Raw genomic sequence first — 22579 nt, 5'->3', positions numbered from 1 at the left:
TGCGTCACATCCGGAAGACACCGAAGTTCGCGGTGCCTTCGATCGGGGCAGAGGCGATGGCCGAGAGGCACATTCCCACTACCGTACGGGTGTCACGGGGGTCGATCACTCCGTCGTCGTACAGGCGACCGGAGAGGAACAGTGGCAGCGACTCCGCGTCGATCTGCTTCTCGATCATCGCGCGCATGCCGGCGTCTGCTGCTTCGTCGAACACCTGGCCGCGACCTTCGGCAGCAGCACGTCCGACGATGGAGATGACACCGGCGAGTTGGGCACCGCCCATGACCGCGGACTTGCTCGACGGCCAGGCGAACAGAAAGCGTGGGTCGAAGGCCCGCCCACACATGCCGTAGTGACCCGCACCGTACGACGCGCCCAGCAGGATGGAGATGTGCGGGACAGTGGAGTTGGAGACGGCGTTGATCATCATCGAACCGTGCTTGATCATGCCGCCTTCCTCGTACTCCTTGCCGACCATGTAGCCGGTGGTGTTGTGCAGGAAGAGAAGTGGTGTGTTCGAGCGGTTGGCGAGCTGGATGAACTGTGTCGCCTTCTGCGATTCCTCACTGAACAGGACGCCTCGCGCGTTGGCGAGAATGCCGATCGGGTAGCCGTGTAGTTCGGCCCAGCCGGTAACGAGCGAAGACCCGTACATCGGCTTGAACTCGTCGAAATCGGAACCGTCGACGATGCGAGCGATGACCTCGCGCGGATCGAACGGAATCTTCAGGTCGGTGGGAACTATGCCGAGGAGTTCTTCGGGATCAGCGAGGGGTTCGATGACGTCGGCGCGCGGTTCCGGGCCCTGTTTCTTCCAGTTCAAACGCTCGACGATACTGCGACCGATGCGAATGGCGTCCTGCTCATCGACGGCGAAATAGTCTGCGAGACCGGACTTTCGGGCATGCATTTCGGCACCTCCGAGTGACTCGTCGTCGGATTCCTCACCGGTGGCCATCTTCACCAGCGGGGGTCCGGCCAGGAAGACCTTGGACTGTTCCTTGATCATGACGACATGGTCCGAGAGACCGGGAATGTACGCTCCACCTGCCGTGGAGTTACCGAAGACGAGGGCGATGGTGGGGATGCCCGCAGCCGACAGTTGTGTGAGGTCACGGAACATGCGGCCGCCAGGAATGAAAACTTCCTTCTGCGTCGGCAGATCGGCGCCACCGGACTCGACGAGCGAGATGACCGGCAGACGGTTCTGCATAGCGATGTCGTTGGCGCGGAACCCCTTCTTCAACGTCCACGGGTTGCTGGCACCGCCGCGGACCGTCGGATCGTTTGCCACGATCAGGCATTCGATGCCGCAGACGACGCCGATGCCCACCACCGTGCTGGCGCCGACCGGAAAGTCGCTGCCCCAGGCAGCAAGTGGGCATAGTTCGAGGAACGCCGAGTCCTCGTCGACGAGTAACTCGATGCGTTCGCGGGCAAGGAGTTTGCCGCGCCCCCGATGACGCTCGATGTACTTCTCGCCTCCGCCGAGCAGAGCCTTGGTGTGCTCGACATCGATCTCGGCGAGTTTGGTGTTCATCGCCTCGGTTGCCTCGACGTACTGCGCGGAGGCAGTGTCGAGAGTGGACTTCAGCACGCTCATGCCTGATACCCCAATCGTTTTGCTGCAAGTCCTGTCAGAATTTCGGTCGTGCCGCCGCCGATGCCGAGGATGCGCATGTCGCGGTATTGCCGCTCGACTTCGCTTTCGCACATGTAGCCCAGGCCGCCGAACAGCTGAACTGCCTGGTTGGCCACCCACTCACCGGCCTCGACGGCAGTGTTCTTCGCGAAACACACCTCGGCGATGAAGTCGTTGCTCGATTCGAGGGACTGCGCCACGAGATAATGCGTGTACACCCGCGCAACGTCGATCTTGCGCGCCATCTCGGTGACCGTGTTCTGCACGGACTGCCTGGCGATGAGCGGTTTGCCGAAAGTTTCACGATCGCGGACCCACTGCAGAGTCAGATCCAAGCAGCGTTGGGCGCTGGAGTACGCCTGCGCGGCGAGAGCGATACGTTCGGTGAGGAAGGCCTGCGCAATCTGCGCGAAACCGGAGTTCTCGGCCCCGACGAGATTGCCCACCGGCACTCGGGCGTCGGTGAACGACAGCTCCGCGGTGTCGGAGGCACGCCAGCCCATCTTCTCGAGTTTGCTCGTCACCTCGAAACCTGGTGTGTCCTTCTCGATCACGAGTAGCGACACCCCCGCTGCCCCGTCGCCGCCGGTACGCACCGCCGTGACGACGAAGTCCGCGCGGCAGCCCGAGGTGATGTACGTTTTGGCGCCGTTGACGACATAGTGGTCACCGTCTTTCACGGCCTTGGTCCGCAGATGCCCGACGTCGGAGCCGCCACCGGGTTCGGTGATGGCCAGCGAACCGATTTTCTCGCCGGCGAGGGTCGGTCGAACCCACCTGTCGATCTGCTCGGTGTCGCCTGCGGCCACCAGATGCGGCAGCGCGATTCCACCGGTGAACAACGATGCGAACAATCCACCAGAGGCACCGGCCTGGTGGATTTCCTCGCAGATGACGACGGCGTCGGCGAAGTCCCCGCCCTCACCACCCACACTCTCCGGGAAACCTGCGCCGAGTAAACCGAGTGCCGCAGCTTTCCGATGGAGCTCGCGGGGTAGCTCCCCCGCTGCTTCCCAATCGTTCAGGTACGGCACTATGTCGTGTTCGACGAAGCTACGCACGGTCTTTCGGAGTTGCTCGCGCTCGGGAGTATTCCATATCGTCATGAGAGTGTCCCTGTGAAGACGAGAGTTTCGGGAATGTCGATGTGGCGCGAACGCAGCCATTCACCGAGCCCCTTGGCCTGTGGATCGAAACGAGCCTGCGACGCAACGCCTTCTCCGAGGATTCCTTCGATGACGAAGTTGACGGCCCGCAGTTTCGGAAGAACGTGTCTGGTGACGACGAGATCCGCGGTCTCCGGCAGCATGAGTGCGACCTGCTCGACCGTCAAAGCGTGAGCCAGCCAAGCAAATTCGTCGTCCGTGCGAACCCAGACGCCGACGTTCGCATTTCCACCCTTGTCTCCGCTGCGTGCGGCGGCAATGGTGCCGAGTGGAACGCGGATGGTCGGTTCCGTCTCTCTCACCGGTGGTAGGTCTGGTTCGGTCAACGGTTCGAGTTCGAGCGTCTCGGTCGCGGGTTCGATCCCCCGTTGCGTCCCGTCCGGTAGTACGACCACATGTGGCACTTCGCCGATCGGCACATAGCCGGCGGTGAACACGCCGTACGGCGCTCCGTTCCCGGGAGGTGCCGTCACCGAAAGCCCCGGATAGCTGGCCAGTGCCAGCTCGACTGCCACCGAGGAGAACTGCCGCCCGACAACATTCGGATCGCTGTCGCGAACGACGCACCGGAGCAGGGCACTCGCGGTTTCCTCGGTCTCGGCGTCGGGCTTGTCGGTGCGCACGAGCGTCCAGTCGAGTTCGGTCGGCCGCGACGGAAGCCAGGACTCGAACTGCTGCTGCGCCAGTGCGGCTTTGGCCTCGATGTCGAGGCCGGTCAGGATCAGGGTGAACTCGTTGCGGAATCCGCCGAGTGCGTTGAGAGACACCTTGGCAGTGGGCGGGGGCGCTTCGCCTTTCACGCCGCTGACCAGCACTCGATCGGCTCCGACCTGTGACACCGACGCTGTGTCGATTCGAGCTGTGGCATCGGGGTTCGCGTAGCGGCCACCGGTGATCTCGTACAGCAGTTGAGCTGTGACGGTACCGACGCTCACCGCACCCGAGGTGCCTTCGTGTTTGGTGATGACAGACGATCCGTCCGCCTCGATCTCGGCAATCGGGAATCCTGGCCGCGACATATCCGCGATCTCGGTGAAGAACGAGTAGTTGCCACCGGTAGCCTGCGTACCGCATTCGATGATGTGCCCGGCAACAACCGCTCCGGCGAGAGCGTCGTAATCGGTTCTGCTCCAACCGAAGTGGGCGGCGGCTGGTCCGACGATAACGGAAGCGTCGGTGACACGCCCGGTGACGACGACGTCGGCACCCGCGTTCAGCGCCTCGACGATACCCCAGGCCCCGAGGTACGCATTGGCGGTGAGCGGGCTACCGAGGCCGAGTTCTTGGGCCCGCGGTAGCAAGTCGTCGCCGTGCACATAGGCGATTTCGGCGCCGGTGCCGAGCTTGTCGAGTGCCTCGACCAGGCCACTCGGGTTGAGGCCACCAGCATTCGAGACGATTTTGACGCCCTTGTCGAGCGCGAGCCCCAGGCAGTCCTCGGCCTGGCGGAGGAAAGTCTTTGCGTAACCGCGAGACTGATCCTTCGCCCGATCACGGCCCAGGATGAGCATCGTCAGCTCCGCGAGGTAATCGCCGGTGAGATAGTCGAGTTCGCCGCCCTCGAGCATCTCACGCATCGCCGAGAGTCGGTCGCCGTAGAAGCCGGAACAGTTGCCGATTCTGACTGTCATTGTTTGGTTCGTCCTGGTCCTGGAGGGCCTGCGAAGGCTTGAGCGATGGTCAGCCAGTGCTGAGCGTCCGGTCCGACGGCTTCGATGTCGAGATTCTCCGGGTGCGCCCGCTGCGTCACCAGCAGACAAAAATCCACCGCCGAGCCGGTGACGCGTTGAGCAGCGTCACCGGGGCCCCAGGTCCACAGCTCACCCAAGGGGGAGGTCAGCTCGACTCGGAACGGCTCGGACGGCGGAGTCTGTTGGTTGACCACATATGCAAAATCGCGGGTACGGACGCCGATGTGTGCGACAGCTTCGATGCGCTCGGTCGGCTCGCGGGTGATACCGAGTGCGTCGGCGACATCCTGGCCGTGAGCCCAGGTTTCCATGAGGCGAGCCGTTGCCATCGAAGCAGCGCTCATGGGCGGTCCGAACCACGGAATCTTGACACCCGACGGGACACGTTTCAGTGCGTCGGTCATCGCATGCCTGCGGGTGCGCCAGAGCTCGAGGAGTTCAGAATTGCTGGCCTCCTCCGCTGCGGCGCTGTCGACGAAACCAGCGGGATCGGACCATGCAGCCTTCAGCACGCCATCGAACTCTGCGGCAGCGATCGCATCCCCCGACGCCCCCGCGGTGGTGCGTTCGGCAACATTGTCGGTCCAGGACAGATGCGCGATCTGATGCGCAACGGTCCATCCCGGTGCTGGTGTGAGCGTCGCCCACTGGTCTTGTGTCAGTCCAGCAACGAGAGCGTCGAGCGCATCACCCTCGGCGCGGAGGTCATCGACGATCGAGTCGAGGTCGGTCATGGAGGAAGTTTCACACCTGATCGATAAAAAAGCAAGCACGCTTGCTTGTTAATTGTTGTCGACCCTCCGGCGGTCAGGGGGTGTCAATCGTCGAGCGAGCACTTCCATGCCATCGACCCCGGGAGTGGGCACCGCGTCGAGCTGGCCGCAGGACGCGAGGGGTTGTCCGGAGAGGAGCCGTCGAGCTCGGCCGGAGGACGAGAGAGCGCTTACGCAGAGCCCAGACTGGCAGACCGCAGGGACAACCATGCCCACGGTTGCGTTGTCGTCGTCGGCCGTTCGCGCGGGCGCGCGTTGGCGGTCCACCCTTGCCGCGAAGCATCCCTAGCTCGCCTGCGAGCGGGTTCTGAACGATCCGGCGATCGAACTCGACACCGTCGGACTGGTCGGGGTAGCCGAACCGCCAAAGGGTGCGACTGCAGCACAGGGGCTGACCCCAGAGCCACAGGGCGCCCAACACGCCGCGAGCTGGCCGACCGCAGGCCAGAGGGCTTCGGGCCGGGATGTTGACGGCATGGTGTATGCACTCGAATTTTGTATTCGACTGCACTACAAGCGAATCGGCGAAGCCAACCCTTGACGGGCAGCCCAGGAAGCGATAGTATCGAACATACGTTCTAACATCGACTTGCCGGGGGGCTTCGATTCATGAGTTCGAGTCGCAGAAGTGCATTCGCTTCGTACATAGGTCCGCAGCCGAAGCCAGTCATCGATCGATCATCGCTTCAGAAGCTCTCCGACGCAGCGGTGATCGAGAACCAGGCCTGCGCACGCAAAGTTCGGCTCGCAGCGTCGATCTGGGATTCGTGCATTCACCAGAACGTGCAGGTCGGTGAGGTGATCATGGATGCCGGGAGCTATGCGGCATCGGAGACAGCGAGGGCGCTGGGATGTTCCAAGGCTGTGGCGGACACTTATGCAGAGATCGGTATGGATCTCCGACTCCGATTGCCCAGGGTCAGAGCAGCATTCGACGCCGGCGAGTTGGATCTCGCGCGGGTTCGGGCGATCTATCGAAACACCAACCCACTCTCACTCGAAGTTGCCGTCCGCATCGAGTCCGAAATTCTCCACGCAGCGCGCCGCCTCCCCCCCGGGCCACTCGCCACCGAGATCTGTGAAATCGTGCAGCGCGTTGCACCGGAGGAGGCGGCTGCGCTTCGCAAGGATCTCGTCAAGCTCACCCGCGTTCGATACCGCGACAGAGACATGATCGCCACCATCGAGGCAGACCTCGAAGCAGGTGACGCCGCGGCGTGCTGGCAACTGGTCAACGAAATGGCGAACACTCTGTGCCGCCGTGATCCGCGCACTCGTGGCCAGCGACTCGCGGCCGCGTACGTGGCGCTCATGCATCAAGAGACATTTGTTTCGTGCACGTGCGAACAGGACGAAGACAATCCGTGCACCGCCCGACGGGAATTGCCTGACCGCCGTAGCCCACTGACCACAGTGACGATCGATCTACCGACCCTTGCTGGACTCGCCGACCTACCCGGGTACCTCGCAGGGCACGGATTGATCGATGCGGACTATGCCCGCGAACTTGCTGCAAACGGAGACTGGCAGCTACTGCTGACCGAAGCGGCCGATCTCGCCGCATCGCTCGGTCTAGTAGACGTGATCCCTGATCAGGGCCTCGATGTTCGGTCAGAGCGTGGCGAGGGTGACGCGCGGATGGGTGCAGGTGCAGGTGCAGGTGCCGAGAGTGACGGGCCCGGCGACTCCGCAGGCACTGGCACTGGCACCGGGACTGGGACTGGGACTGGGACTGGAGTCAATCTCGGTAAGCACACTGTGCTCAATCCGTTGGGTCATGGACGCCGCAGGCGCGGACTCACCCTTCCGAAGCGTCCGGCAAAGCCACAGCAGTGCACCACAGCGCCGAACGCAACTGAGTCCGCTACCGATTACTCCGGGTCCTACACGCTGGTAGCGCACATCGAAGAGGCTGTTGCAGCTGAGCCAGCACGGGCTGAGGCTCTGCACCCCGATGGTCACGGCGGATTCCTCGAACCACCCGACGGTGCGCTCACTTATCGCCCGAGTAGCGAACTGGCGAAATGCGTTCGACAGCGGGATCGCACCTGCCGGCATCCGGGATGTGACGTTCCGGCCGCAGCCTGCGAAATCGACCATGTGGTGCCCTATCGTCACTACGACCCGAAACACGGCGGATGGACGGTACTGACCAATCTGCATTGCCTCTGCCGCTATCACCACATGCTCAAGACAATGGGCGTCTGGGTTCCTGTCATGCTCTCGCGGGGCATCGACTACTGGACTTCGAGTTCCGGCTCGACAGCGATCACTCTGCCTGGGGGCACAGTCGGGATGACCGATCTGTCCGACTGCCGCCTGCTACCCCACATTCCACGCAAGCGACACCCCCAATGCCGCCGCCAGCCTGCGAGCACGAACAAGACGGCAACCGAGCTCGCCGGACCTGACGGACCGGGCACACCGTTCACCGAGTGCCAGGCCGCCCAATCGGGCCGGCACAGCGGAGGCCACCTCGACTCAGCGCGCAGCAATGAAAGTGCCGCGAGCATCAGCGGTCCCAACCGTCCAGGGAATCCCTGGACTCGTGGGAACGCGGAGGATGCAGATGGCCCCGCGCCGTTTTGAAATGTGGAACAGGAGGTCCCTCGTAACCATCGAAAGTTACGAGGGACCTGAGAGTGTTCCGAGGGATCGATCTGCCTGCGTAGCTGCTCGAGTCATGCTCCGAACTTTGCTCGACCGAGCCGGGTAGTGCCCTGCTCGACCGAGCCGGGCAGTGCCGCATCTTGGATAGCGATCGCTCACCGCAGAGATCGTCAGCGCAGCACTTTGCGTGCAGGCCGCACTTTTCTAGCGGGCCACTTCCCCAGCGCAGTACTTTCCCCGGCGCAGCTTTCGTTAAAGATCCCTGCCTGCTCTTGCAGCCTCGACCTTCGCCGCCTCACCCCCGGCAGCTTCGCCCTTCGCCGTGCCACCCCTCGCGGCTTCGCCCTTCGCAGCTTCGTCCTTCTCAGCTTCGTCCTTCGCAGCTTCGTCGCGTTCCTGCTGGGCAGCTGCGAGGCCGGACATCGTCCGCAGCGGAACCTCCTTGACGAAGATGACCAGCACGAATCCGATGACCATCAGGATGGAGACGGCCAGGAAGACATAGTCCATGGCATCGGAGAATCCGACACGGAAAGGTTCGGCCAGCGCGCTGTCGAGCTTTTGCATGAACGAACTGTCGACCAATGCACTGCCGGCGATCGACGAGTCCTGAGCAATGATGGCGTCGGCGAAGCCCTTCTCCAGCGGGTCCGCACTCGTCGACGCCGATTGGACGGCCTGCTGGAACTCCGGCGTCGTACTGGCCGCGACCAGTGCGTCAGTGGTCTTCGGTGTGAGCTGTGTGAACAGCATCGACAGGAAGACCGCGACGCCGAGCGTCGCACCGATCTGGCGGAAGAAGGTCGCAGCCGCTGTCGACACTCCCATGTCCTTGGGCGGCATCGCATTCTGAATTGCCAATGTCAGCGGTTGCATCATGGAACCGAGACCGATACCGAACAACGCCATGATCAGCATGGTCTGCCACAGCGGAGTATCCGCGTGCACATAGTGGAAGAGGAACATTCCGATCGCCATCAGTGCTGTGCCAACTACCGGAAAGATCTTGTAGCGGCCAGTTTTCGAAATCATGCGCCCCGACACGATCGACGAAATCATGAGAGCCCCCACCATCGGAAGCGTCTGATAGCCGGCGAGCGTCGGCGACGATCCCTTGACGACCTGCAAATACTGCGGCAATAGCGAAATGCCACCGAACATTGCCGCACCAGCGATGACACTGACCGCGATACACAATGCGAACAATCGATTGCGGAAAAAGCGCATCGGGATGAGCGCGTCGTCGCCCATCTTCACTTCCACGAAAACGAATGCGAGGACGCCCACGACACCGATCGCAAAACACATCAACGCGAGCGGCGAAGTCCAACCCCACACCCGGCCCTGCTCGGCGATGATGAGCAACGGGACAAGACCGACCGCCAACAGGAGCGCGCCCCACCAGTCGACGCGTGCCTCGCGTCGGAACACCGGAAGGTTCAGCACGCGCCACACGACGACAAGCGCGATGATGCCGAGCGGGACGTTGATATAGAACACCCACCGCCAACCCGTGATGCCGAGAATCGTGGATTGGCCGGCAAGCAGACCACCGATGACGGGACCGAGCACACTCGAAGTACCGAACACGGCAAGAAAGTAGCCCTGGTACTTCGCGCGCTCACGCGGCGGAACGATGTCCCCGATGATGGCGAGCGCCATCGACATCAGCCCACCGGCGCCGAGGCCCTGAACTGCCCGGAATGCCGCGAGCTCGTACATCGACGTCGAAATACCGCACAGCATCGAGCCGATGACGAAGATGGAAATCGCCGTCATGAAGAATGGTTTACGGCCGTAGAGATCGGAAAGCTTTCCGTACAACGGCGTCGAAATCGTCGAGGTGATCAGGTACGCCGTGGTGACCCACGCGAGTACCGAGAATCCGTTGAGGTCGTCGGCGATCGTGCGGACCGACGTCGACACGATCGTCTGATCGAGCGCCGCGAGGAACATCCCCATCATCAGCCCCGACAGGATCGTCATGATCTGACGGTGCGAGAGTTCGCCGGACGCGGGCTGCGTCACTTCTTGTTCGGTTACCACCGCTTGGTTACACCTTTACGATATGTTTGCTTGCAACACACAAGTAAATTGGGAACACCAGCATGCTCTCGGGAACGCGAGATTGCAATCCGATTTGTCAGACGCGCAACCCTGCCACCGCGGCGTCTAGTTACGATTTTCGACGCGACTGGAAAATCTCCCGCATCGTGCGCGGATGGATCCCTTCCACTGCCAACTGCCGTCGAGTTTTACGACGCGTCAGCAGGACTCCGGTGATCGCAACCACCCACACCGGATACTGCGCGAGAAACGCCAACCGGAACGCGTCGAAGGTGTACCCGCCGTTCGCTTGCAGAATCGCTCCGATGGACGCGATCACGAGCAGCGAAGCCAGGAATCCACCAATGTTCACCATTCCCTGGGCAGTGCCGAGATTGGCGCTCGGATTGAACGTACGGGCGTAGTCGAATCCGATGACCGACCCCGGTCCCCCGACCGAAATGACGACGACGAGCATCACCAGCAACCACAGTGGCGCCGGCCCCGGTAGAGCAAGAACGATCGCCCACATCACGGCATTGCTGATCATGATGGCCAACACCAGCCACGACCGCCGCATCGGGTACCGGCCCGTCAGAAATCCGAGAAGTAAACCGGACACGACGGCCGAGAACACCGAGATGGACAGCAACACACCCGCGGTCGATGCAGACAGACCCTGTCCCGAAGTCAAGTAGGGAATCCCCCACAACAAAGCGAAAACGGTGATGGAGAACTGCGTCCCCATATGGCTGAAGAAACCGAGACGAGTGCCCGGGCGGCGCCACACCTGCCCGATCGTGGCGAGAGTCTCGCGCATCGAGGTCGACGGCTCGACGACCTCCGATCCTGGCGGCACATCGCGTATCAGCGCCAATGCCAGGACGAACGCAAGTAAACCGAGCGACGCGGCACTGCCGAACGCAAACGTCCAGCCCGGCCCGTCGAGCAACATCAAGAACGGCACCGCCGACAGAATCTGACCGGTCTGACCGAACAAACCAGTCAGCTGCGAGACGATAGGAACCTGCCGCGGAGCGAACCACCGCGGGACGAGTCGCAGCACCGAAATGAAGGTCAACGCATCGCCCACCCCGACGAGCGCCCGTGCGGCGACCGCCACCGGAAGCGACTCCGTCAGCGCGAGCGTGATCTGCGCAATCGTCATCAACAGAGCACCGAGCGCGATCATCTTGCGTGAACCGACGCGATCGAGCACCACACCGGCAGGAATCTGCATCGCGGCGTAGACGACGACCTGAAGAACGACGAACGACGACAGCAGCGACGGGCTGACCGAGAACCGATCGGCCGCGTTCAGTCCTGCCACCCCGAACGCGGTGCGGTGCAGGACGGCGACGATGTATGCGAAGACGCCTACACCCCAGACCAGCCACGCAGCTTTCACTAGGACAGTGTGTCAACGACCTGTGAAATGATCGCCTTCGGTAGTACGCGCCCTGAATGAAAGTGAGCGATCACATGGTCGGCGACTCGAGCGCAGCCCAAGGACACATCCTCGTGCTCAACGGACCGAACCTGAACATGCTCGGCACTCGCCAACCCGAGGTGTACGGCCACGAAACCCTCGCCGACGTCGTCGCACTGTGTGATAAGACCGCCGCAGCACACGGTCGAACCATCCGCGCCGAGCAGTCCAATCACGAGGGACAGCTCATCGACTGGATACACCAGGCACGCGGTACCGCGTCGGGAATCGTCATCAATCCCGGCGGTCTGACGCACACATCCGTGGCATTGCGCGACGCACTCGTCATCCCCGAAGTCCCCATCATCGAGGTGCACATCAGCAATGTGCACGCTCGCGAGGAATTCCGTCACCACTCGTTCGTATCTCCCATAGCCAGCGGCGTCATCGCCGGCCTCGGAGTGGCGGGCTACGGATTCGCCGTCGAACGAATCATCTCGCTGACCTGACAGTCCAGCGCTCAGCCTGACCTCAGGTTTACCCGCCTATGATTGTCCCGGACTTCATTGGTCGGGCGAGCAAGGGATCTGCAGTGAGCAACGAAAGCAAGAAGAAGGCACAGGCTGCCACAGCTGCCATGCAAGGAAAAGACAAGAAGCGACGCACGTTGATTCAGATCGGAATCGCCGTCGTACTCGTCGCCTTGATTGCCGTCATCGGATTTTCCATCGCATCGAAGAACTCCGATTCCGACGCACCGGCCGCAGCCCCCTCGTCGACTCAGGACAACGGGGCGATCCGAATCGGTGATCCGAATGCTGCCGTCGTCGTCAGCGTCGTCGAGGACTTCCAGTGCCCGGCGTGCAAGCAGTTCGAGTCGATCAGCGGAGACACTCTCGCCGAACTGGTCGCGGACAACACCATTGCCGTCGACTACCGGCCGATCGCGATCCTCGACCGCATGTCCTCGACCAATTACTCCACGCGCGCCGCGAACGCGAGCCTGTGCGTCGCCGAAGCCGACTCCTCCGCGTGGCCTGCCTGGCACAAGGCGATGTTCGATCAGCAGCCCACCGAGGGCGGAGCAGGCCTGAGCGACGACGAACTCGTAGCCATCGCCCGGCAGGCAGGCATCGAAAGCCCGGAGCTGTCGAGCTGCATCACCGACGGCACCTACACCGATTACGTGACGAGCCAGACGAAGGCCGCGCTCGACGAGGGCATCTCGAGCACACCGACCGTCTCCGTCAACGGGACCGTCGTGTCGAACCCGACTCCGGACGGTTTGCGCGCCGCGATCACCGCTGCACAGTGATGGCTGCGAAGTGAGAGCGAGTAGAGCCACCGCCTGGGTCCTCACGATCGGCGGCTTTCTCGGTCTCCTCGGGGCCCTGACCCTGACTATCGAGCGAATCAAATTGCTCGAAGACAGCGCATACGTGCCGTCCTGCAATCTCAATCCGGTGCTGTCCTGCGGTTCGGTCATGACGACCGAGCAGGCCGCGTTGTTCGGGTTCCCCAACCCGATCATCGGGATCGTAGCCTTCACCGTGGTGCTGATGACGGGAATTCTGACGTTCGGCCGAATCGCACTGCCGCACTGGTATTGGCTCGGTCTCAGCACCGGCACGGCACTCGGTGTGGTGTTCGTGCATTGGCTGATCTACCAGAGCCTCTACGAGATCCATGCGCTGTGCCCGTACTGCATGGTCGTGTGGGCGGTGACGATACCGATCTTCATAGTCTCGCTGTCCCAACTGGTCGACCGCGAACACGCAGGCACCATCACCCGAGTTCTCCTCGAATGGCGCTGGACGATCTTGGCGATCTGGTACGCAATCGTCATCGCAGCGATCGGAATCGAGTTCTCCGACTACTGGTCGACGCTCGTCTAGAGCACCGCGATCGCATCGATCTCGATCAGCAACTCGTCCATCGCGAGCCTGCTGATTTCGACAACGGTCTGCGCAGGCCTGCTCTCGACGAACAGCTCGCCCAAAATGCCGGTGTACGTGTCCAAGTCACCGAGGTCGGTGAAGTACACGGTCAGTTTGACGACGTTGGCCAAGGTACCGCCGGCCGCGTCGAGAATGAGCCGAATGTTCTCGAACGCCAGCCGGATCTGAGCCGAGACATCTCCGATGCCCGCGAACCGACCATCTGCGGTGATCGATGTCTGGCCGGACAGATACAGCGTGCGGTCGGCGTTCTCCACGACTACGCACTGCGACAGTAGCTGCGCACCGGGGTCCCACACGGTCTCGGGCGACAGCACGTATTTGTCGATGATCTTTCGCTCCCCTGCTCGGAATTGTCGGTAGTGATTTCTCACCGCCAACCTACGCGGAACACCAGCTCGGGTCGGTGTGAAGTGTGCGTCAGGGGTGATTTTTTGTCGCCACCCACTAGAACGTGTTCTATTTCGCTCCGCGAATCGGTCCCAACGTGCATGATGTGTGAGTCACCTCACATGAATGGGTTGACATGGAACGTCGGGGAGAGCTCGAGCACCAGGAGTTGTTACATGGCAGGCGATCCAATCGCAGTCATCGTTGCCGTAATCGTGTCCGCTGCAGGAGCGGTGGCAGCGACAGACCTTCCCCCACAGGTCAAAGACGGCGCCCACAGCGTCGCGGCGGCCGCGGAGGACACCGGTCCAACGTTGCAGAAGCAACTCGATGACCTGCTCGGTACATTGCCCGCGCCGGCAGCCGATGTCGCGGGCACTGCCCTTGACAACGCAGCGACGGCCATCGAAGATGCAGCCGAACCGATGTTGCCCCCGAAGCCAGCAGAACCCGCCAAGCTGGAAACCGCTCCCGTCGCCGACGTTCCAGCGCCTGTTGCCGCCGCGATCTCGACGACAACCGATACGACCACTACGCCAAGCGCCTTTGCGCCCTCGGTGTTTCCCACCAACGCAGGATCGGTCCAATTCGGCGGATTGACGTACTCACTCGGGCAGATCACCAACCAAACTGCGTTCATGCCTGCCGCCGAAGCACTCAGGCGGGCGCTGTTCCCCGGTCTACCTGCGACTTTCACCGGGGTCTCGCTGTCACCGATAGGAGCGATCACCGCGTTCGTTCCGTGGCTGACCCGCGCAGGATCGATCTGTGGCGGAGTCAAAGCACCGACGATCGCCGCGTTGTACGCAGCGGAGAACGGATTCCGGCACGGACCGACCTCACCGGTATCGGTGTCCGGTGCCCGCGGACCCGGCCAGTTCATGCCCGCCACCTGGCGCACCTACGGCAAAGATGCCGACGGCGACGGCGTAGCCGACATCAACGGCATCGCCGATTCGGTCATGGCGTCGGGAAACCTGCTCTGCGACATCAACAGTCAAGTCGAGAAGTGGAAGTCGGCCGGATTGGTCAAGGGCGACAGTCTCGACCTGACCATCGCCGGCTACAACGCCGGCGCAGGCGCGGTCCTCAAGTCCGGCGGAATGCCGTCGGGAACACCCGATTACGAGAACCAGACGAAGCCGTACGTTGCCAAGATTCGCGCGACTGAAATGCAGTTCGCCGCGATCCTGACGCCGTTCGCCGGCATCGATATTGCCGGTATCGGCGGACGAGCAGTGCAACTCGCCATGGACTACCTCGGCCTGCCGTACGTGTGGGGCGGCGGCAACATCAACGGGCCGTCCGGTGGGGGGTTCGACTGCTCGGGCTTGACGTCGTACGCGGTGTACAAGGCCTCCGGTGGCGCGGTGACGCTCCCCCGAACCTCGGAGACCCAATGGGGTGTCGGCACCGAGATTCCGTTGTCGATGGCTCAGCCCGGGGATCTACTGTTCGGGAACTGGCAATCCGGTGGGCCGGGGCACGTGGCCATCTACATCGGCAATGGTCAGATGGTCCACGCCCCCACCACCGGCGATGTCGTCCGCGTCGCTCCGGTCTTCGACGGGATGAAGGCTCGTCGAGTTCTCTGACCCGCACCGGGTAGGTTCGATTCGAGAAACGAACCCACCGGTAACAAGGAGCGACACACGTGGACAATGCCGGAACCGTAGAGCCAGCGGGCTTCGACGACGCCCTGGCACCACTACCTGCCGAAGGAGAAGGGTTCGAAACCGATTGGCCGGTACGTACCGGTGATGTCGCCCCAGCCGGCCGCTTGCGTTTCGACGGCATCGCGCGCTATCTGCAGGACATCGGGTCGGACAATCTTGCAGCGACACCCCTCGGCCTCACCGATCCATTCTGGATCGTTCGGCGTACGGTCATCGACGTCCATGAACCAGTACAGTTCCCCGACCACATCCATCTGCGGCGCTGGTGTTCATCGATGTCGACGCGTTGGTCCAACATGCGGGTCTCGATGTCGACCAGCAAAGGCGGCTCCATCGAAACCGAGGGTTTCTGGATCAGCATCAGCGCGAAGACCGGTATGCCGACACGGATCAGCGACGATGCCCTCGACATGCTTGCACGCACCACCGATCAACATCGACTCAAATGGAAGGCATGGCTCACCGAGCCGGTGCCGCACGAGTCGGACACCGATATCCAGTTTCCGTTGCGTGCCACCGATATCGACTCGTTCGATCACGTCAACAACGCGGCATACTGGCATGCCGTCGAGGAGTTCCTGGTCGACTACCCCGATCTCGTCGCCGGACGACACCGGGCCGTCATCGAGTACTTGTATCCGGTTCTCGGCAAAGAACAGGTCGACATTCGGCACCGTTACGAAAGTGGTTCGCTGACAGTCTGGTTCGTCGTCGACGGCGCAGTACGGACGGTCGCGAAAATTGCCCCGATCTCCTGACGATCGACCTTACCCCGCGGCGTCCGCGGCAACTGCTCGAGCGTCAGAATCTGCACCGGAATACTAGGGCTCGGTAGCTCTCGACGCAGGTGCCGCCAGATCTCGGCGGTGGACGGCGGGTTCGCACCTTCCACGATCACCACCGCTGGAACTTCCCCCATACGAACGTCCGGGACTCCGACGCACGCTGCCTCCACAATGCCAGGAATCGCGGTGAGCGCGGACTCGATGGGAGCCAACTCCACATTCAAACCCGCACGAATCAGAATGTCGGTGTCCCTGCCGAGTAACGTCAACTGCCTTCCCTCGAGACTCCCCATGTCCCCCAGATTCCCACCGCCCGCCGGATTTTCACCGCCCGCCAAGTTTTCACCGCTCGCCAAGTTTTCACCGCCCGACAGGTTTTCACCGCTCCCGAGTCTCCCTCGGTCCCCCACGGTCATCCACCCGTCGACGGGGCCGCCGGTCACACCATCCTCGGTCAGGTAGCCGTCGAACAGCATGTCGCTGCGCACGTGGACGATCGAATCCCTGATCTCCGAATCCCTGATCTCGATGTCGACGCCGTCGAACAATGTCCCCGGTCCCGGGTCGATACCGCGGTCGAAGGAGACGAAACTTAACTCCGACGCTCCGTAGAAGTGCACGAGCGAGGCATTCGGGAGTGCTTCCTGCAGCGCCGATCTGCCTGAGGACGGCCACCGCGCCGCGCTGGACAGCACTTCGCGCACACTCGGCACCGGGCCGATTCCGGACCGGACCACATCCCAGGCAATTGTCGGCACCGAATACAGGTGTGTCGCGCCGCTGGAAAGCGAACTGTCCACCGGTCGGACGTCGACGATCGCGCCGCGGGTGAGTCCGTGCAGCGCACCGTAGAGAAAGTGCGTGTGGTCGAGTACGCCCGGCGTCGCCACGCGGTCACCCGCGCGGATGTCGAAGGTCGAGTCGGAACGGTCGAGGGTACGGGCCCAGGATCGTTGATCGCGGACGAACAGTTTGGGTTCCCCCGTCGTGCCCGAGGTGATTCCGATGAGAAGTTCACTGTCTTCGTCGGCAGCGCCATGCGCCAGAACACCCTGGACCTGGATGCTGTCGACAGACGTCGGGGCCGCGGCGCCCATCCTCCGCAACCGCGCATGCTGATTCGGTGCTGCCAGAACGACATCGGGTCGCGTCAGAGACAGCACGCGCGCGAACTGCTCGGGCAGCAAGTGACGATGCAGAAGCACCACACCGATTCCCGACGACATCGCCGCTGTCACGGCTACGAGCGATCCGATGTCCGACGTCGGGAGCACAGCCACTCTTCGCATTCCCGACATGCCGGCCGCCGCGGCTGTGACCAGCTCACCGAACTCGCCGTACGTCACTGCGCCTCCACTGTCGACGACGGCAAGCGAGGAAGGTTTGTCGCGGATATACCGCGCGATCCGACCGGTCAGTAGTTCGCTCACTGGAGGACCTCAGTCATCGTCGACGCCCCGCGCGACGAGAGCATCGCCCATCGCGTCCGCGGTTCGCAGCGCACGGACGAGGACGGGCGTCACGAGCGCAGTCATGGACCATTGCAGGCCCCGCGCTTTCCGTGCCTCGGCGACCTCGTGCACGATCGTCGCGAGAATGGGAATGCACCTGATGGCCAGGGCGAGCATGAGGCCGATCCGGTCGGGGTCGACGCCGAATCTGCGTAGCGGCCCCAGAGCGCGGGTGACGGTGTCGAGCATGTCGGTCACGCGTGTGGTGAGCGTGACCAGCGCGGCCAATGCCACCGAGATCAGCAGAACGCCGCACACCACGACAGCACGAGCGGGAGAGGTGATGATCACCTGGAAGACGCCGATGATCAGCAGCATCCAGATGATCGGGCGCAGTTGGGCGAGAGCAACTTTCACAGGTATCCGAGCAAGAAGGAACAGTGCCGCGACCAGTGCAGCGACGATCCCGACCTGAATCGGTGTTCGGACCACGACGGTCGCGGTGACGATCGAGATGATGAGCAGGAGCAGCTTCACCCACGCAGGCAATCGGTGCAGGAACGACGTCCCCGGCCGATACAGGCCGATCATTCGACGAGTTCCCGATATGCCGGAACCGCATCCTTCGGGGCGCCGTCGAACGCGACGAGCCCGTCGTCGATGACGATGACGCGCTCGAAGCTGTCCAGCAGCGCCAAATGATGCGTCACGACGATCACTTGCTGATCCATCGAATCGAGTGCCTCGGCGACGACGCGGGCATTGCGCAGATCGAGGAGCGTCGTCGGCTCGTCGGCAATGACGACCTCGGGGCGCCGGATGAGGACGGCTCCGATCGCCAGGAGCTGTTTCTGCCCGCCGGACAACAGATGGGACGGATGCTCTGCGTGGCGGTCGAGACGGAATCGCACCAGGATCTCGTGCACACGTTCAGCGATCTCTGTCTTGCTCAGTCCCGAACGGCGCAGCGAGAACGCGAGATCCTCCGAAACAGTAGGCATGACGATCTGAGTATCGGGATCGGTGAAGACGAAGCCGACCTTCTTACGGACCTGCGCGCCCTTCTTGGATGCGTCCACACCGTCGACGGTCACCGTCCCCGACGTCGGTGCCAACAGACCGTTGATCATCCGAGCCAGTGTCGACTTACCCGAACCGTTGGATCCGATGATGCCCACACGTCGCTCACTGAACCGAAGATCGATGCCGCGCAACACCTCACGATCACCGAACGCATGCTTGACACTCTCGAACACCACTTCACTCACCACGCACGCTCCACGATCATCGCAATCCCTTGTCCGCCGCCGATGGCGCACGCAGCCAGCCCCAACTCGGGGCCGCCGTCAGCCAGCATTTGAGAAGCCAAGCGCACCAACAGAATTGCGCCCGATGCCCCCCACGGATGACCCATCGCAATGGCGCCACCCTGCGGGCACAGTAGGTTCTCATCCAGCCCCAGTTCGTCCGACACCGCGAGTACCACCGACGCGAAAGCCTCGGTGATCTCCACGACTCCCACGTCGGACAGGGCGACGCCCGTTCGACGCAACACCTTCTCGATAGCGGGAACCGGCCCGAGGCCGGGCAACGCCGGATCCGAGCCGGCGACGGCCGCGCCCAGAACACGCAGCGCTGGAAGGCCTTTCGCACGCGATTCGGTGGTGACTGCGAGCGCCGCTGCGCCATCGGAGATCCCGCACGAGTTACCGGCCGTACCGGTACCCGACGGCGAGAAACTCGGGCGAAGCCGCGCCAGCCGTTCGGCGGTCATATTCGATCTGATGCGCTGATCTCGCTCGATCCCGGCGACCGGCACGATCTCGGAAGTGAAATCGGATTCGGCGGCAAGCCGATGTGACCGTGCGGCATACCCGTCCAGGCGAACACGGTCGATACCTCGAAGGCGAGCAAGATCGTCGGCAGCGACGCCCATGTCCGGGTCCTCGAAGCCGTCGGGTGCAAAGGGCGCACGGGTGTAGCGAACTGGTTCCGACCCCGCCTGCGGTGGCCAGAACCGCCACGGTGCGGTACTCGCCGATTCGACTCCGCCCGCAAGGATCACGCTCTCGTCACCGCTGCGTACCCGCATCGCGGCCTGCATCACCGCTTCGAGCCCCGAACCACACTGCCGATCGACCGTCACCCCCGGCACCTCGACGCCGAGGCCGGCGCTCAGCGCTGCAATACGGGCCGGATCGCCACCGGGCCCGAGACAATTGCCGAGAACCACGTCGTCCACTGCGTCCTCGCACCCCGATTCACGCAACGACGCCAACACTGCCCGCAACACCGGAGCAGCGAGGTCGGTCGTCGTCAGATCGGCAAACCCGTGACCGGCTGTACCGATCGGGGTCCGCCACGGAGCGACGAGAACTGGAGCGGAGGTCATGAGATCGAGTCTGTCACCCGCGCACGGGCGATCTTGCCGCTACCGGTGCGAGGCAGAGCGGGGACGACGATCCAGCGCCTGGGCACGGCTTCACGAAACAAGCGTCCGCGGGCCTCGGCTTTGACGGAATCCACGTCCGCCCCGCCGTGAAGCTCCACAACGGCAGTCACCGTCGCACCGAGCACCGAATGCGGCGTTCCGACGACAGCCGAAGCTCGAACACCATCGATCGAATCCAGCACAAACTCGACGTCCTCCGCGATCACCGTAGTTCCGCCCACGTTGACCGCGGCATCACCGCGCCCGCGTACGACGAGCTGCCGATTCGGCCCGAGCTCGGCCAGGTCTCCGACACCGAACCACTCCGGAGCTCCGAGGACCCGATACGGCGACCGCACGAACAGAAGCCCGTCGCGAACCTCCGCTTCGAGGCCCGCGAGCAAAGTCAACGGTTCCGGCACCCGACGCGCAGCGACCAAGGACAGCTCCGCCGCCCCGTAGTACTCGACGAGGTCGATACCGTGCGCGCGTTCCTGCGCTCCCGCATCCAGAGCCGTACCGGCCACGACAGCGAGGCGAAGCGCCGGTGCTCGATCGAGGAGATCGCGAAGGACCGCTGGGACGGCATGAGCCACCGTCGCACTCCCGCTGTCGTCTGTGACACAGGCACCGATCCACAGAGCATGAACGGCCGCGAACAAGTGCATCGTGGCGTGCAACGGACCGGTGACCAACACTCGATCAGCAGCGGTGATGCCGGTGATCGAGGTGAACTCGGCGAAGCTGTCGGTCCACGACGCAGCAGTACGAGCCAGCGCGCGCGGTCTGCCGGTCGAACCCGAAGTCGCAACGAGCAGGAACGCGTCGGGATCCACGTTCCCGTGGACCGGCCTGGCGTCCGGATTCTCCACTCGCACCGTTGCTCCCTGACTCGCTGCGGCGAACACGCAGATCAGGGCATCGGGAAGGTCCAACTCCGACGCGTCGTGCATCCGAGACTCGGGCCATTTTTCGACGGCGGCGTCGAGCTGTTGGTAGGTGAGGGCTCGCCCGTTCCAGTCGATCGCGAGCGAGGACCCGCGCCCGCCCAGAAGCAGACTCACGAACGAATCAAACCGGGATACGCTCGGTGCACACTTTTGGCGACCACGGCGCCGATGACGACCTTGACCAGGTCACCAGGGATGAATGCGAAGTTGGTGGAGATCGCGCCCCACACGCCGATGTCGGTGCGCAGCAACAGGCCGATCGTGCCGAAAATGTAGATGATCACGATCGCGCCGAGGGCGTTGATCGCGAGACCGAGTGCTATCGGATATTTCGGGAGGATGCGGGCCGTCAGCAGGCCGATGACGAACGCCGCCGGGATCCACCCGATGAGATATCCGGCGCTGGGGCCCGCGAGTGCTGTAAGACCGGTGCGACCACCGGACAGCAGAGGCAGACCGATGAGAGTCAGCGCGATGAACACCACGACGGCCGCCGTGCCCTTGCGGGCACCGAGGATCGCACCGGCGAGGATGACGCCGAGGGTTTGGAGCGTGATGGGAACGCCACTGAAACCCACCGTGATTGCGCCGGGGAGTCCCAGGGCGGCCAGCAGCGCGGCGAAGACCGCGATCTGCGCCATGTCCCGTGCCGAAATCCTTACCTTGGAACCGGACACTGCTTCGGAACTGGACGCTGCCGAGCTCTGTGCACCTTCGAGACCTGCCATGACGACTCCTTGTGAGCGCAAACTTGAACGGCGTTCAAGGTAGCAGGTGCGCACCCTGTGGTCTGCATCGCAACCTCCGCTGCGCAAGCATATGGATGTGGTGGCCCCGGCCCGATACGGTGGATCGATGGCCGAACTGCGCACCCTCGTACTCATGCGACATGGTAAATCCGGCTACCCGGAAGGGACGCCGGATCACGATCGCCCCCTCGCAGATCGTGGCCGGCGCGAGGCAACACTCGCAGGCCGCTGGATAGCCGAGAACGTCGGCAACATCGACGCCGTCATTTGCTCCACTGCCACCCGCACCCGAGAAACCTTGATCGCGACGGGCATCGATGCGCCGGTGAGATTCGAACAACGGATCTACGGCGGCTCCCCCGAAGAAATTTTCGAGGAAATCGCGCTGACCGAAGCTGCCGTTTCGACCCTGCTCATCGTTGGACACGCACCCGGAATACCCTGGACGGCACTGGAACTGGCGTCGGAAAACGAGTCCTCGGCTATCGATGCCATCACCATGAAGTTCCCGACGTCAGCCATCGCCGTGCTGACCACCGCAACGCCGTGGGCCGAACTGGGGCCGGGCACGTGCTCGCTCTCGCAGTTCCATATCCCCCGGGAAACGACGGACTAGCTGCGCAACTTGGCGACGACCAGGCCGACGACGCCGATCGCGAGAAGTAGAACCACTGCGGTTCCGAACCCGGCGAGCCACCACACGAGCCCGAAAACGACCAAGGCAGGCGCCGCAGCGATCACCGCGATCAGCGGGTTCTCACGCACTGTCTCGAGCGCGGATTGTGCATGAACTCTGTCCAGCTTCTTGCCTGCCATGACGACCTCTCCGGTG

Annotated in this window: 21 protein-coding genes; 7 read left to right on the top strand and 14 right to left on the bottom strand. The window is 63.0% G+C overall.

Annotation, left to right across the window (positions count from 1 at the left end):
- Window positions 1-4: 4 nt before the first annotated feature.
- From ABIB36_RS17270 to ABIB36_RS17255, 4 genes are read right to left on the bottom strand one after another with little or no spacing between them, the layout of a single operon-like run.
- Entirely contained in the window at window positions 5-1603 is a 1599-nt protein-coding gene (locus ABIB36_RS17270; protein ID WP_084346105.1) for an acyl-CoA carboxylase subunit beta, read from the bottom strand.
- Complete coding sequence (locus tag ABIB36_RS17265) at window positions 1600-2748, bottom strand: acyl-CoA dehydrogenase family protein (protein ID WP_354561337.1); 1149 nt, start codon at window positions 2746-2748, stop codon at window positions 1600-1602. Before ABIB36_RS17265 ends, ABIB36_RS17270 begins: the two co-directional genes overlap by 4 nt.
- Window positions 2745-4439, bottom strand: coding sequence for an acyclic terpene utilization AtuA family protein (locus ABIB36_RS17260; protein WP_354561334.1), 1695 nt, complete (start codon window positions 4437-4439; stop codon window positions 2745-2747). The genes ABIB36_RS17265 and ABIB36_RS17260 overlap by 4 nt, the downstream gene beginning before the upstream one ends.
- Window positions 4436-5233, bottom strand: coding sequence for a TIGR03084 family metal-binding protein (locus tag ABIB36_RS17255; protein WP_354561332.1), 798 nt, complete (start codon window positions 5231-5233; stop codon window positions 4436-4438). Before ABIB36_RS17255 ends, ABIB36_RS17260 begins: the two co-directional genes overlap by 4 nt.
- A gap of 648 nt (window positions 5234-5881) precedes the next feature.
- Here ABIB36_RS17255 and ABIB36_RS17250 point away from each other — a divergent pair.
- Complete coding sequence (locus ABIB36_RS17250; protein ID WP_354561329.1) at window positions 5882-7861, top strand: HNH endonuclease signature motif containing protein; 1980 nt, start codon at window positions 5882-5884, stop codon at window positions 7859-7861.
- A gap of 273 nt (window positions 7862-8134) precedes the next feature.
- Here ABIB36_RS17250 and ABIB36_RS17245 read toward each other — a convergent pair whose 3' ends face one another.
- Together ABIB36_RS17245 and ABIB36_RS17240 are read right to left on the bottom strand one after the other, a co-directional pair.
- Window positions 8135-9868: an MDR family MFS transporter gene (locus ABIB36_RS17245; protein ID WP_354561327.1), complete on the bottom strand. Its 1734-nt coding sequence runs from the start codon at window positions 9866-9868 to the stop codon at window positions 8135-8137.
- Between the two features lie 190 nt (window positions 9869-10058).
- Complete coding sequence (locus ABIB36_RS17240; RefSeq protein WP_354561325.1) at window positions 10059-11336, bottom strand: MFS transporter; 1278 nt, start codon at window positions 11334-11336, stop codon at window positions 10059-10061.
- Window positions 11337-11392: 56 nt separating this feature from the next.
- Here ABIB36_RS17240 and aroQ point away from each other — a divergent pair, with 56 nt between their 5' ends.
- The 3 genes from aroQ to ABIB36_RS17225 all read left to right on the top strand — a co-directional run bounded on the left by aroQ (window position 11393) and on the right by ABIB36_RS17225 (window position 13252).
- Entirely contained in the window at window positions 11393-11866 is a 474-nt protein-coding gene (aroQ, locus tag ABIB36_RS17235) for a type II 3-dehydroquinate dehydratase (RefSeq protein WP_354561323.1), read from the top strand.
- An 83-nt stretch (window positions 11867-11949) separates the two neighbouring features.
- Window positions 11950-12672 carry a DsbA family protein gene (locus ABIB36_RS17230; RefSeq protein WP_256895534.1) on the top strand — a complete coding sequence of 241 codons (723 nt, stop codon included), beginning with the start codon at window positions 11950-11952 and terminating at the stop codon, window positions 12670-12672.
- 10 nt (window positions 12673-12682) lie between these two features.
- The gene (locus tag ABIB36_RS17225; protein WP_084346112.1) at window positions 12683-13252 is read left to right on the top strand and encodes a vitamin K epoxide reductase family protein; all 570 of its coding nucleotides are present in this window, start codon (window positions 12683-12685) and stop codon (window positions 13250-13252) included.
- Here ABIB36_RS17225 and ABIB36_RS17220 read toward each other — a convergent pair.
- Window positions 13249-13689 (bottom strand): RidA family protein, encoded by a 441-nt coding sequence (locus tag ABIB36_RS17220; RefSeq protein ID WP_256895535.1) that lies wholly within the window; start codon window positions 13687-13689, stop codon window positions 13249-13251. The genes ABIB36_RS17225 and ABIB36_RS17220 overlap by 4 nt on opposite strands.
- A 192-nt stretch (window positions 13690-13881) precedes the next feature.
- Between ABIB36_RS17220 and ABIB36_RS17215 the strand changes: the two genes are divergently transcribed.
- Window positions 13882-15300, top strand: coding sequence for a C40 family peptidase (locus ABIB36_RS17215; protein ID WP_354561322.1), 1419 nt, complete (start codon window positions 13882-13884; stop codon window positions 15298-15300).
- A gap of 59 nt (window positions 15301-15359) precedes the next feature.
- A complete protein-coding gene (locus tag ABIB36_RS17210) occupies window positions 15360-16139 on the top strand; it encodes an acyl-[acyl-carrier-protein] thioesterase (RefSeq protein ID WP_354561321.1) in 780 nt (259 codons plus the stop codon).
- Here the strand turns inward: ABIB36_RS17210 and ABIB36_RS17205 are convergent.
- The 6 genes from ABIB36_RS17205 to ABIB36_RS17180 are packed head-to-tail and all read right to left on the bottom strand — an operon-like array spanning window position 16058 to window position 21726.
- Complete coding sequence (locus ABIB36_RS17205; RefSeq protein WP_354561319.1) at window positions 16058-17596, bottom strand: AMP-binding protein; 1539 nt, start codon at window positions 17594-17596, stop codon at window positions 16058-16060. The genes ABIB36_RS17210 and ABIB36_RS17205 overlap by 82 nt on opposite strands.
- Window positions 17597-17605: 9 nt before the next feature.
- Window positions 17606-18208, bottom strand: coding sequence for an energy-coupling factor transporter transmembrane component T family protein (locus tag ABIB36_RS17200; protein WP_084346116.1), 603 nt, complete (start codon window positions 18206-18208; stop codon window positions 17606-17608).
- Complete coding sequence (locus ABIB36_RS17195) at window positions 18205-18885, bottom strand: energy-coupling factor ABC transporter ATP-binding protein (protein WP_354561318.1); 681 nt, start codon at window positions 18883-18885, stop codon at window positions 18205-18207. The genes ABIB36_RS17200 and ABIB36_RS17195 overlap by 4 nt, the downstream gene beginning before the upstream one ends.
- Complete coding sequence (locus ABIB36_RS17190) at window positions 18882-20009, bottom strand: thiolase family protein (protein ID WP_354561316.1); 1128 nt, start codon at window positions 20007-20009, stop codon at window positions 18882-18884. The genes ABIB36_RS17195 and ABIB36_RS17190 overlap by 4 nt, the downstream gene beginning before the upstream one ends.
- Window positions 20006-21112, bottom strand: coding sequence for an AMP-binding protein (locus ABIB36_RS17185; protein WP_354561314.1), 1107 nt, complete (start codon window positions 21110-21112; stop codon window positions 20006-20008). The genes ABIB36_RS17190 and ABIB36_RS17185 overlap by 4 nt, the downstream gene beginning before the upstream one ends.
- Window positions 21109-21726 carry a biotin transporter BioY gene (locus ABIB36_RS17180; protein WP_084346119.1) on the bottom strand — a complete coding sequence of 206 codons (618 nt, stop codon included), beginning with the start codon at window positions 21724-21726 and terminating at the stop codon, window positions 21109-21111. The genes ABIB36_RS17185 and ABIB36_RS17180 overlap by 4 nt, the downstream gene beginning before the upstream one ends.
- A 127-nt stretch (window positions 21727-21853) precedes the next feature.
- On the opposite strand from ABIB36_RS17180, the gene ABIB36_RS17175 reads away from it, so the two are divergent.
- On the top strand, window positions 21854-22363 hold the full coding sequence (locus ABIB36_RS17175) for a SixA phosphatase family protein (RefSeq protein WP_354561312.1): 510 nt from the start codon (window positions 21854-21856) through the stop codon (window positions 22361-22363).
- On the opposite strand, the gene ABIB36_RS17170 is transcribed toward ABIB36_RS17175, so the two are convergent.
- A complete protein-coding gene (locus ABIB36_RS17170) occupies window positions 22360-22563 on the bottom strand; it encodes a hypothetical protein (RefSeq protein ID WP_084346120.1) in 204 nt (67 codons plus the stop codon). The genes ABIB36_RS17175 and ABIB36_RS17170 overlap by 4 nt on opposite strands.
- Between the last annotated feature and the right edge of the window lie 16 nt (window positions 22564-22579).

This window comes from Rhodococcus sp. UYP9 (assembly GCF_040547235.1).
Taxonomy (GTDB): Bacteria; Actinomycetota; Actinomycetes; order Mycobacteriales; family Mycobacteriaceae; genus Rhodococcoides.
This window is presented reverse-complemented; position numbering and strand designations above follow the sequence as displayed.